At 76.8% G+C, this 11,131-nt stretch carries 9 protein-coding genes and 1 pseudogene; 7 read left to right on the forward strand and 3 right to left on the reverse strand.

What is annotated here, in order from left to right:
* The 6 genes from C6N75_RS24715 to C6N75_RS24740 form a co-directional block, all read left to right on the forward strand.
* A partial coding sequence (locus C6N75_RS24715) for a prenyltransferase/squalene oxidase repeat-containing protein (protein WP_105871105.1) occupies window positions 1-1,219 on the forward strand: 1,219 nt, incomplete at its 5' end.
* Window positions 1,216-1,887 (forward strand): SCO2322 family protein, encoded by a 672-nt coding sequence (locus C6N75_RS24720; RefSeq protein ID WP_258177594.1) that lies wholly within the window; start codon window positions 1,216-1,218, stop codon window positions 1,885-1,887. The genes C6N75_RS24715 and C6N75_RS24720, both read left to right, overlap by 4 nt.
* Window positions 1,884-2,972 carry a CbiQ family ECF transporter T component gene (locus C6N75_RS24725; RefSeq protein ID WP_105871112.1) on the forward strand — a complete coding sequence of 363 codons (1,089 nt, stop codon included), beginning with the start codon at window positions 1,884-1,886 and terminating at the stop codon, window positions 2,970-2,972. Before C6N75_RS24720 ends, C6N75_RS24725 begins: the two co-directional genes overlap by 4 nt.
* A complete protein-coding gene (locus tag C6N75_RS24730) occupies window positions 2,969-4,753 on the forward strand; it encodes an ABC transporter ATP-binding protein (RefSeq protein ID WP_105871106.1) in 1,785 nt (594 codons plus the stop codon). The genes C6N75_RS24725 and C6N75_RS24730 overlap by 4 nt, the downstream gene beginning before the upstream one ends.
* Window positions 4,717-5,559 carry an ECF transporter S component gene (locus tag C6N75_RS24735; protein ID WP_105871107.1) on the forward strand — a complete coding sequence of 281 codons (843 nt, stop codon included), beginning with the start codon at window positions 4,717-4,719 and terminating at the stop codon, window positions 5,557-5,559. The genes C6N75_RS24730 and C6N75_RS24735 overlap by 37 nt, the downstream gene beginning before the upstream one ends.
* A 22-nt stretch (window positions 5,560-5,581) precedes the next feature.
* Window positions 5,582-6,265, forward strand: coding sequence for an O-methyltransferase (locus tag C6N75_RS24740; RefSeq protein ID WP_105871108.1), 684 nt, complete (start codon window positions 5,582-5,584; stop codon window positions 6,263-6,265).
* A 192-nt stretch (window positions 6,266-6,457) separates the two neighbouring features.
* Here C6N75_RS24740 and C6N75_RS24745 read toward each other — a convergent pair whose 3' ends face one another.
* From C6N75_RS24745 to C6N75_RS24755, 3 genes are all read right to left on the reverse strand, one after another.
* Complete coding sequence (locus C6N75_RS24745; protein ID WP_105871109.1) at window positions 6,458-7,324, reverse strand: hypothetical protein; 867 nt, start codon at window positions 7,322-7,324, stop codon at window positions 6,458-6,460.
* Window positions 7,324-7,977, reverse strand: coding sequence for a hypothetical protein (locus C6N75_RS24750; protein WP_105871110.1), 654 nt, complete (start codon window positions 7,975-7,977; stop codon window positions 7,324-7,326). Before C6N75_RS24750 ends, C6N75_RS24745 begins: the two co-directional genes overlap by 1 nt.
* 230 nt (window positions 7,978-8,207) lie before the next feature.
* Window positions 8,208-10,286 (reverse strand): MFS transporter, encoded by a 2,079-nt coding sequence (locus C6N75_RS24755; RefSeq protein ID WP_105871111.1) that lies wholly within the window; start codon window positions 10,284-10,286, stop codon window positions 8,208-8,210.
* Window positions 10,287-10,782: 496 nt separating this feature from the next.
* On the opposite strand from C6N75_RS24755, the pseudogene C6N75_RS24765 reads away from it, so the two are divergent.
* Window positions 10,783-11,131 (forward strand): annotated as a pseudogene (locus C6N75_RS24765) (hypothetical protein); the annotation flags it as partial.

The following is an 11,131-nucleotide window of genomic DNA, read 5'->3' on the forward strand; positions in this document are numbered from 1 at the left end:
CCCCTCGCCCTCCCCCAGCCCCGCCGCGCTGCCCGAGGGGCTGTACGGCAAGGCCGACCCGACCTACGACGGTGTCTGGCGGCAGTCGCTGGCCTTCATGGCCCAGCAGGTGTCCGGCGTCGAGCCGGCCCGCGCCTCGGTGCGGTGGCTGCTGGACCAGCAGTGCGCCGGCGGCGGCTTCGCCTCCTACCGGGCCGCCCCCGGCAAGCCCTGCGACGACGCCACCACGCTGGACACCAACGCCACCGCGGCGGCCGTGCAGGCGCTGACCGGCGTCGAGGACCCCGAGGGTGCGAAGGCGGCCGAGGGCGAGCCCCGGCAGGCCGTCGAGGCGGGCGCCGCCTGGCTGGAGAGCGTGCAGAACAAGGACGGCGGCTGGGGCTACAACCCCGGCTCCCCCAGCGACGCCAACTCCACCGCCGTGGTCGTCAACGCGCTCGCCGCCGCCGGCGAGCGCCCCGGCGACGTGGTCTCCGAGGACGGCAGGACCCCGTACGACGCGCTGCTCGGACTCGCGCTGCCGTGCGACGCCAAGCCCGGCGGCGGGGCCTTCGCCTACCAGCCTGACAAGGCGGGCAAGCTGACCGCCAACGCCGACGCCACCGCCGCCGCCGTGCTCGCCGGACTCGGCAAGGACCTCCAGACCCGGGCCGCCGAGCCCCAGCAGAAGCCCGGCTGTGTCACCCCGGCCAAGCCCGCGATCGAACGGGCCGCCCGCAACGGGGCCGCCTACCTGGCCGGCGCGGTGGCCAGGAGCGGCCACCTGGACCAGCCGCCGCTGCCCGGCGCCGAGGACACCGCGCCCGCGCCCGACTTCGGCAACACCGCCGACGCGGTGATCGCCCTCGCCGCCGCCGGTCACACCGAGCAGGCCAAGCCCGCGCTGACCTGGCTGGAGAAGAACGCGGCGAGCTGGGCCGACCAGGCAGGACCGGCCGGGTACGCGCAGCTCATCCTGGCCGCGCACGCCGCCGGCGCGGACGCCCGCGCGTTCGGCGGCGACGACCTGGTCGCCCGCCTCGACGCCACCGGGCCCGAGCCCGCCACCGCCCCCACCCCGCAGGCCGCCGCCACCGACCAGTCCTCCACCCGCGAGGAGGGCGACGGCGACGAGGAGGGCGACGGCATCAACACCGGCGTGGTCATCGGCAGCTTCCTGGTCGCCGGCATCGGCATCGGCTTCCTGATCAGCGGCCGCGGCCGCAACCGCACCCCGTGACCGCCCGCCGCCGCCCGCCGGCCCTGCTGGCGGCCGTGCTCACGCTGACGGCGCTGACCGTGCTGGGCGCCGCCCCCGCGCAGGCGGCCGGCTACCGCTACTGGTCGTTCTGGGAGAGCGCCGGCGGCACGTGGACCTACGCCACCCAGGGCCCGGCCACCGCCCGGCCCGCCGACGGCGACGTCAACGGTTACCGGTTCGCGGTCAGCGCCGACTCCGCCGACGCGGCCACCCCCCGCCGTACCCCTGACTTCGCCGCGATCTGCGGCTCCGGGCAGGCGCCCGAGGGCGCCAAGCGGATCGCCGTGGTGCTGGACTTCGGCACCGCCGCCGACGCCCCGCAGGGCGAGCGGCCCCCGGAGCGGCGGCAGGGCTGCGCCCGCGTCCCCGCGGACGCCACCAGCGCCGAGGCCCTGGCGGCGGTGGCCAAGCCGCTGCGGTACGACAGCGCCGCGCTGCTCTGCGCCATATCCGGCTACCCGCGGACCGGCTGCGGCGAGCAGGTGGCGGCCGCCCCCTCCACCCGCCCGACCGGTCCCGACGCGTCCGCAGCTCCGGCCTCGGACGAGGACTCCGGCGGGCCGTCGGTGGGGGTGGCGGCCGGGGCGGCCGCCGTCGCCGTCCTGGCGGCCGCCGCCGTGTGGCAGGCCCGGCGCCGGCGCCGATGAGTCTGCGCGCCCCGGAGGCCCGGCGGTCCAACGCCCTGCACGCCGGCGCCTGGTGGCTGTGGGCGCTGGGCCTGGCGGTCGCCGCGTCCCGGACCACCAACCCGCTGCTGCTGGCGCTGCTGGTCGCCGTCTCGGCCTACGTGGTGGCCGCCCGGCGCACCGACGCCCCCTGGGCCCGCGCCTACGGGGCGTTCCTCAAGCTGGGCCTGGCGGTGCTGCTGCTGCGGCTGGTCTTCTCCGTCCTGCTCGGCTCGCCGATCCCCGGCGACCATCTGCTGCTCACCCTGCCGGAGGCGCCGCTGCCGGACTGGGTGCGGGGCATCCGGATCGGCGGCCGGGTCACCGCCGAGCAGGTGGTGTTCGCGCTGTACGACGGGGCCAGGCTGGCGGCGCTGCTGATCTGCGTCGGCGCGGCGAACGCGCTGGCCAACCCGGCACGGCTGCTGAAGTCGCTGCCCGGCGCGCTGTACGAGGCCGGCGTCGCGGTCGTGGTCGCGATGACCTTCGCGCCGACCCTGGTCGCCGACGTGGCCCGGCTGCGCACCGCGCGGCGGCTGCGCGGCAGGGCCGCCGGCGGGGTGGCCTCGGTGCTCCAGGTCGGTCTGCCGGTGCTGGAGGGCGCGCTGGAGCGGTCGGTGGCGGTCGCCGCCTCGATGGACGCGCGCGGCTTCGGCCGCACCGCCCCCGTCGCCGCCGCCCTGCGCCGGGCGACCGCGGTGCTGACGCTGGGCGGGCTGTTCGGCGTCTGCGTCGGGGCGTACGGGCTGCTCGCCGGGGACGGCGCCGGGTACGGCGTGCCGTGCGCGGCGGCCGGCACGGCGGCGGCGCTGGCCGGGCTGCGGCTGGGCGGCCGCCGCTCGGTGCGCACCCGCTACCGGCCGGACCGGTGGGGGGCGCGGGCCTGGCTGGTCGCCGGGTCGGGCGTGCTGGTCGCCGCCCTGGTGATCGCCCTGGACGGCCCGGCGCTGCACCCGGGGGTCGTCCCGCTCGCCGCGCCCGAGCTGCCGCTGTGGCCGGCGCTGGCCGTACTGCCGGGTCTGCTGCCCGCGTTCGTCGCCCCCGTGCCCAAGGAGGCCAGGCCGTGATCCGCTTCGAGGACGTGTCGGTGGTGTACGACGGCGCGGACGCCCCCGCCCTGCGCGGGGTGGACCTCACCGTGCCGGAGGGCGAACTGGTGCTGCTGGCGGGCCCGTCGGGGGTCGGCAAGTCCACCCTGCTGAACGCGGTCTGCGGCCTGGTGCCGCACTTCACCGGCGGGACGCTGGCGGGCCGGGTCACCGTGGCCGGCCGGGACACCCGCAGCCACAAGCCGCGCGAACTGGCCGACGTGGTCGGCACCGTGGGCCAGGACCCGTCGGCCCACTTCGTCACCGACACGGTGGAGGACGAACTCGCCTACGGCATGGAGTCGCTGGGCCTGGCCCCGGCGGTGATGCGCCGCCGGGTGGAGGAGACCCTGGATCTGCTGGGCCTGGCCGAGCTGCGCGACCGGCCGCTCGCCACCCTGTCCGGCGGGCAGCGGCAGCGGGTGGCGATCGGCTCGGTGCTCACCCCGCACCCCCGCGCGCTGGTGCTGGACGAGCCGACCTCCGCGCTGGACCCGGCCGCCGCCGAGGAGGTGCTCGCGGTGCTCCAGCGGCTGGTGCACGACCTGGGCACCACCGTGCTGATGGCCGAGCACCGGTTGGAGCGGGTGGTGCAGTACGCGGACCAGGTGGCCCTGCTGCCCGCCCCCGGCGCGCCCGTGCTCCTCGGGCCGCCGGCCGAGGTGATGGCCGTGTCCCCGGTGTTCCCGCCGGTGGTGGGACTGTCCCGGCTGCCCGGCTGGGACCCGCGGACGGCGCCGGGGGACACGGCCGCGGCCGCCGGGCGGGCGCGCCGGCTGCCGCCGCTGACCGTGCGCGACGCCCGCCGCCAGGCCGGCCCGCTGCGGGCCCGACTGGCCGGCGCCCCCGCCCCCGTGGTCCCTCCCCGTCCCCTTCCGATTCCAGCTCCGGTTCCGGTTCCGGTTCCCGTTCCGCGTACGGCGGTGGCGGCGGCCGGGCCGGGCGGCGGGCTGCTGGCGAGGCTGCGGCGGCGGCCCGGGGCCGTACCGCCGTCGCCGGCGGCCGCTGACCGTCCGCTGCTCGCCGTGGAGCGGCTGGCGGTGCGGCGCGGCCGGGTGGAGGCGCTGCGCGGGGTGGACCTCGCGGTCGGGCCCGGCGAGACGGTGGCGCTGATGGGCCGCAACGGGGCCGGCAAGTCCACCCTGCTCGGCGCGCTGGTCGGGATGGTGGAGCCGGCCGCCGGCGCGGTCCGGGTGCACGGCCTCGCCCCGCACCGGACCGCGCCGAAGGAGATGGTCCGGCACGCCGGCCTCGTCCCGCAGGAACCGCGCGACCTGCTGTACGCGGACACGGTCGGGGCCGAGTGCCGGGCGGCCGACGCCGACGCCGGCGCGGCCCCGGGCTCCTGCCGGGAGCTGGTCTCCGCGCTGCTGCCGGACGTGGCCGACGCGACCCATCCGCGCGACCTGTCCGAGGGGCAGCGGCTGGCGCTGGCGCTGGCGCTGGTGCTGACCGCCCGGCCCCCGCTGCTGCTGCTCGACGAGCCGACCCGGGGGCTGGACTACGCGGCCAAGGCCCGGCTGGTGGACGTGCTGCGCCGACTGGCCGCCGAGGGGCACGGCATCGTGCTGGCCACCCATGACGTGGAGCTGGCCGCCGAGCTGGCGCACCGGGTGGTGATCCTGGCGGACGGGGAGGTCGTCGCCGACGGGCCGACCGCCGAGGTGGTGGTCTCCTCGCCGTCCTTCGCCCCGCAGGTGGCGAAGGTGCTGGCGCCGCAGCCGTGGCTGACGGTCGCCCAGGTGGAGGCGGCGCTGTGAGCGGCGGCGGGAGTCCGGTGCGGCTCGGGCCGCGCAGTGTGGCCGCGTTGGGGCTGGTGAGCCTGGTCGGGGTGGCCGCGTTCGGCTGGCCGCTGCTGGCCGACCCCGCCTCGCCGCTGGTCAGCCGGTCGCTGGACGCCCCCTGGCTGCTGGCGGTGCTGCTGCCGCTGCTGGTCGCGGTGGTGCTGGCGACGATCGCCGACAGCGGCCTGGACGCCAAGGCGGTCGCGATGCTCGGCGTGCTGGCGGCGGTGGGCGCGGCGCTGCGGCCGCTGGGCGCGGGCACCGCCGGGCTGGAGCCGATGTTCTTCCTGATGGTGCTGAGCGGCCGGGTGCTGGGCCCCGGGTTCGGCTTCGTGCTGGGCTCGGTCACCATGTTCGCGTCCGCGCTGCTGACCGGCGGCGTCGGGCCGTGGATGCCGTTCCAGATGCTGTCGATGGGCTGGTTCACCATGGGCGCGGGACTGCTGCCGGGCGCCCGGGGGCTGCGGGGACGCGCCGAGCTGGCGCTGCTCGCGGCGTACGGGGCGCTGGCGGCGTTCGCCTACGGCACGATCATGAACCTCCAGGGCTGGGTGCTGCTCCAGGGCGTCGGCTCCGGGATCTCCTTCCGGCCCGGCGACCCGCCGGCGGAGAACCTGGTGCGCTTCCTCGCCTACTGCGCGGCGACCTCGCTCGGCTGGGACCTGGGGCGGGCGGTGCTCACCGTGGTGCTGGTGGCCACGGCCGGCCCGGCCGTGCTGCGGGCGCTGCGCCGGGCGACCCGCCGGGCCGCCTTCGACGCGCTCCCGCGCTTCGACGCCTGAGCGGGTGGCGTACGTTCGGCCCATGAGCCGAGAACAGACGAGCAAGGAACAGTGGGCCGAGGTGGAGGCGTACGTCGTCGACCGCCTGCTTCCCTCCGACGCGGTGCTGGACGCCGCCCGCGCGGACAGCGACGCGGCCGGGTTGCCGCGGATCGAGGTCTCCCCGCCGCACGCCAAGCTGCTGCACCTGCTGGCCCGCTCGGTGGGGGCGCGCGCCATCCTGGAGATCGGCACGCTCGGCGGGTACAGCACGATCTGGCTGGCCCGGGCGCTGCCCGAGGACGGCAGGCTGGTGACCCTGGAGTACGCCGAGGCGCACGCCGAGGTGGCCCGGGGCAATCTCGCGCGGGCCGGCCTGGACAAGGTGGCGCAGGTGCGGGTGGGCGCGGCGCTGGACTCGCTGCCGAAGCTGGTGGAGGAGGGCGCGGGCCCGTTCGACCTGGTCTTCGTGGACGCCGACAAGGTCAACAGCCCGCGCTATGTGGAGTGGGCGCTGAAGCTGACCCGCCCGGGCAGCCTGATCGTGGTCGACAACGTGGTGCGCGGCGGCGCGGTGACCGACGGGTCGGGCGCGGACGCCTCGGTGCGCGGCACCCGGGAGACGTACGACCTGGTGGCGGAGCACCCCCGGCTGGACGCCACGGCGATCCAGACGGTCGGCGGCAAGGGCTGGGACGGGATGCTGATCGCCCGCGTGACCGGCTGACCCCTGCGCGGGCCCGCGTGCGGGTACGACGGCGGGCGGCCGGGGGGGGGGGCCCCACACCCCCGCCCGCCCCCCCGCCCGCGGGGGGGGGGGGGCGGGGGCGAGCCCCCCGGCCTCCCCCCGCCCCCCCGCGGGGGGGCCCGACCGCTCCTCGGCGGCCCCGCCCCGCCCCCCCGCCGTCGCGAGGTGGGGTCAGAGCTTGAGCAGCCGCTCGGTCATCTCCCGGTACTCCCGGAGGGTGACCCGCAGCTTCTCGGTGTCCTGCGCCCGTTCGGCCGCCCGCTCCTTGCCGGTGCGGCCGTCGCCGTCGCCGTCCCAGTTGGTGCGCAGCGAGCGGCGGCGCTCGTCCAGTGCGGCGGTCAGGTGCTCGGTGGCCGACTCCAGCACCCCGGCGGCCTCCTGGACCGCGCGCTGGGGGCTGTCGACGAACTCGGAGAGCGCGTGCTGCATGCGCCGGGTCAGCTCGTCGCGTTCCTGGCGGGGCAGCAGTTCCGCGCCGCCGCCGTGCCCGCCACGCCCGCCGTGCTCGCCATACCCGCCGTGCTCACCGTGCCCGCTGTGTCCACTGTGTCCGCTGTGGTGGGACGGTCCTGCGGCGGGTGCGGCGTCCGGGGCGGTCACCGGGGTCACGGCCGGAACCGGCGAGGGGTGACCCGCCGTGGCGCCCGGCTGCCGGGGGTCGGCCCCCGCAGCGTGGTCCGCGCCGGGCACGGTGTGCCCGGACGGGCCGGCCTCCGGTGCGGTCGGGGCCAGATGGCCGGTCAGGGTGGGGTCGGCCGCGCCCGCCGGCGGGGTGTGCCCGGCGGACGGGCCGGCGCCGGGCGCCGCCGGCGGCGCCGTGGGGCCCTGCCCGGCGGCGGGAGCGCCCGGCCGGGCCGGTGGGCGGGGCGCGCCGAACGGGGCCGCCTCGGGGGTCACCCCGGGCGCGGCGGGACCCTTGGCCATGGCGGCCGGCGGGGCGGGCTGCTGCTCGTCGCCGGGGCGCGCGCCGAGGTGGCGGGGCGAGGGCTGGGTGCGCGGCGCGGCGGCCCTGTCGCGGTCGGCGGAGTCGTACGACATCACGCACCACTTCCCTTCGGCCAGGCGGTCTGGGTACGGGTCCGGGTCTCGCCCTGGCGGGCCGGGCGGCGCTGCGCGTGGCGGCGGTGCTCGCCGTCCTCCGCGACCAGCGCCTCGAACAGCCCGCGGGCGTCCAGCATGGCCTCGCGCAGCTCCTCGGTGTGCGCGCCCTGGGCGTCGCCGGCGGAGGTCACCCGGGCCGCGCGGTGCACGTTGCGGAAGCCCTCGACATGGTGGGCGTGGTGCACGGAGAGTGCGTCGAGCTGCTGCTCGTAGGCGGTGGCCTCCGGGAAGCCGCGGTCCTGGGCGAGCCGGGCGATGAGCAGTTCGGCCTCCGCGACCGCCTGGTGCGGAGTGTCGACGAAGCGCTCCTGGAGCCCGGCCCACAGGGCGACGTACTGCTCACGGGCCTCCGGGGCCAACGGCCGCACCCGCAGGTCGCCGTGGCGCTCGACGCGCTCGTTCAGTTCGCGCTCGGCGGCCTTGGTGTCGCCGTCGTGCAGAGCGACCGTGCGCTCGTACTCGGGGCCGAAACGTCGCTTCAGTCCTCGCCCGCGCCGACCGCCGGACTTGCCGGGACCCGCGTACAGGACCGCGGCCACGATGGCGGCGAAGACGAGGACCAGAGCGACGACGATCAGGACAGTTGACATGACTGCCTTTCCCTGGATGGGATGGCCGACCTGCCTGACGGCACGTCAGCCTCGTCGGGCTTGGTGGAAGTTCGGTGAGCTGCTCGACGGGCGGGTTGCCGCAAAAGCGTCGGGCAAACGGCGGCGCCGCGCGGCGGGCCCGGACCATGACGGGCGCGCGGGTGCCGGTGTCCCTCTGCTGCTCGCCGGCGTGTTCCCCGCCTGACGTGGTGCCGGCCGGCCGCGGCGGGTCAGTGCGGGGCGCGCGCCCGGGGGTGGGCGGCGTGGTCGCGGACCAGGTGGGCGGCGCGCGGCTGCTCGCCGCGCGAGCCGCACAGCTCGGAGCTGAGCTGCTCGACCAGGCGGACCAGGTCGGTGGGCCGGTCGGGGCCCCACCAGTCGCCGAGCAGTTCGGCCAGGCTGTCCTCGCGGGCCTGGGCCAGCTTGACGGCGGTGCGCACGCCGGCCTCGGTGAGCACGAGCTGGATGCCCTCCCGGCGTACCAGCCTGCGCTCCTCCAACTGGCTGGCGGCCGCGCTGATGGCCCGGATGGGCACGGGGGTGGTGTCGGCGAGCCGGGCAGGCTCCACCGCGCCGTGCCGGCGCACCCGCAGCAGCAGCCAGCTCGACGCGGGCAGCAGGTCCAGGCCGGCCCGCTCGGTGATGTGCTCGTACACCTTGCGGCGGCCCTCCCGGGAGCCGAGCACCGACAGCGCGCGGGCGCACTCCTCGTAGGAGGACCGCTCCACCGGGTTGGAGGCGAGCGTCTGGCTGGTGTCGGGCGCGGTGACCGAGGCGCGCAGCCGGTCCTCCTTGAGGAACCAGGCGATCACGAAGGCGACCAGCACCACCGGCGAGGCATACAGGAAGACGTCGGTGATGGAGGTGGCGTAGGCGTCCAGCGCCTGGGCGCGGAGCTGCGGCGGAAGGGTGGCCATGGCGCGCGGGTCGGCGGCGATGCGGTCGGCTCCGGTGCCGGGCGGGAGCTGCTGCCCGGCCAGCGCCTCGGTGAGCTTGCCGGTGAGCCGGTTGGTGAAGATCGTGCCGAAGACGGCGACGCCGAAGGAGGCCCCGATGGAGCGGAAGAAGGTGGCGCCGGAGGTGGCGACGCCCAGGTCCTCGTAGCCGACGGAGTTCTGCACCACCAGCACCAGGACCTGCATGACCAGGCCGAGGCCCGCGCCGAAGACGAAGAAGTACGCGCTCATCTCGGCGGTCGAGCTGGCCGGGGTGAGCCGGTGGAGCAGCAGCAGGCCGATCGCGGTCAGCGCGGTCCCGGCGACCGGGAAGACCTTCCAGCGGCCGGTGCGGCTGACGATCTGCCCGGAGGCGGTGGAGGTGATCAGCAGGCCCGCCACCATCGGCAGCATGTGGACGCCGGACATGGTCGGGGTGACGCCCTGGACGACCTGGAGGAAGGTCGGCAGATACGTCATCGCGCCGAACATCGCGAAGCCGATGACGAAGCTGATGACCGACACCAGGGCGAAGGTGCGGATACGGAACAGCTTCAGCGGCAGGACCGGTTCCGCCGCCCGCCGCTCGGTCCGGACGAAGAACAGCAGCAGCACCGCGCCGAGCACCGCCAGGCCGATGATCTGCGGCGACGTCCACGCCCAGGTGGTGCCGCCGAGCGAGGCGACCAGCACCAGGCAGGTGGCGACCGAGGCGATCAGGAAGGTGCCGAGGTAGTCGATGGTGTGCCGGGTGGAGCGCACCGGGATGTGCAGCACGGCGGCGATCACGAAGAGCGCGACGACGCCGATGGGCAGGTTGACGTAGAAGACCCACCGCCAGCTCAGGTGCTGGGTGAACAGCCCGCCGAGCAGCGGCCCGAGCACGCTGGTCGCGCCGAACACCGCCCCGAACAGCCCCTGGTAGCGGCCTCGCTCCCGGGGCGAGACCAGGTCGCCGACGATCGCCATCGACAGCACCATCAGCCCGCCGCCGCCCAGGCCCTGGACGGCCCGGAACGCGATGAGCTGCGGCATGTTCTGCGCGAGCCCGCACAGCGCCGAACCGATCAGGAACAGCACGATCGCGGTCTGGAACAGGCGTTTGCGGCCGTACTGGTCACCGAGCTTCCCCCACAGGGGGGTGGCGGCGGTGGAGGCCAGCATGTAGGCGGTGACCACCCAGGAGAGGTGGTCCATGCCGCCCAGCTCGCTGACGATGGTCGGCAGCGCGGTGGAGACGATGGTCTGGTCGAGCGCCGCCAGCAGCATGCCGAGCAGCAGCGCGCCGATGGCGACCAGGACGGTCCGCCGGCTGCGCCCCGCACCGGGCGCCGGGCCGCCGCCGGTCGCGGGGGTGGTCGTCTGCTGCGCCATGGGCTCCTCCGCCGCCGTATCGCCGTACTGCTGTCTCGTCATGTGGCCGTACCGCTGTCTCGCTGTACTGCCTGTGGCCGTCTTGCCTGTTCCGCCGTACTGCCGTGCGGCCGTACCGCTGTCTCGCCGTACTGCCGTGCGGCCGTACCGCTGTACCGCCGTACTGCCGTGCGGCCGTACCGCTGTACCGCTGTGCTGCCGTGCTGCCGTACCGCTGTGCTGCCGTACGGCCGTACCGCTGTACCGCTCTGTGGCCGTACTGCCGTGTCGCCGTACTGCCGCATGCCGTCGCCGCATGCCGTCGATCGTCGTCCGTCTGTCGCGAGTGCGACGCGTACCCCTTTCCGCCCTTTCCATCCCGTCTGTCCCGGGCCTTCGGCGCGGTGGGCCGCGGAGGGGTACCGGCCCCCGGCCGCCGGGCCGGACCGGCGCTGCATAATCGCTCGCAGTCCGAGGGAGGGGTCCGATGACGGGACGAGTGTGTCCTGAGTGCGGCGTGTCCGATTGCCGTTGCGGGGACGAGGGCGGCGGCGTCCGCCCGGGGACGACGATGCCGTTGTACGTCAGGCTGGACCCGGAGCTGGTGCCGCTGCGGGATGCCGACGGGGCGCCGGGCCCTCGGCGCCGGAGGCGGACCGCGTCCCGGGCCGCCCGGCGTCGGTACGCGGTGGCCGGCGCGGTCTGCGCGGTGGTCGCCGCCGCCGGGGCGGCGGGCTGGGCGGGCGGCCTGTTCGGCGGCGGACCGTCGGACGGGGTGCGCGGCGACCAGGCGCGGCGGACCGCCCCGGCCTGGCCCGAGCCCCTCGGCCCGGCCTCCACCGACGGCTCCTCCTCCCCGGCCGCCC

Origin of the sequence: Streptomyces solincola, from assembly GCF_002982015.1 — a bacterium.
GTDB classification, from domain to species: domain Bacteria; phylum Actinomycetota; class Actinomycetes; order Streptomycetales; family Streptomycetaceae; genus Streptomyces; species Streptomyces solincola.

What these genes read in the sequence shown, in the direction of transcription:
- C6N75_RS24750 (WP_105871110.1), bottom strand. Translation starts at nt 7,977, where the DNA reads ATGTCAACTGTCCTGATCGTCGTCGCTCTGGTCCTCGTCTTCGCCGCC.
- C6N75_RS24745 (WP_105871109.1), bottom strand. Translation starts at nt 7,324, where the DNA reads ATGTCGTACGACTCCGCCGACCGCGACAGGGCCGCCGCGCCGCGCACC.
- C6N75_RS24755 (WP_105871111.1), bottom strand. Translation starts at nt 10,286, where the DNA reads ATGGCGCAGCAGACGACCACCCCCGCGACCGGCGGCGGCCCGGCGCCC.
- C6N75_RS24740 (WP_105871108.1), top strand. Translation starts at nt 5,582, where the DNA reads ATGAGCCGAGAACAGACGAGCAAGGAACAGTGGGCCGAGGTGGAGGCG.
- C6N75_RS24725 (WP_105871112.1), top strand. Translation starts at nt 1,884, where the DNA reads ATGAGTCTGCGCGCCCCGGAGGCCCGGCGGTCCAACGCCCTGCACGCC.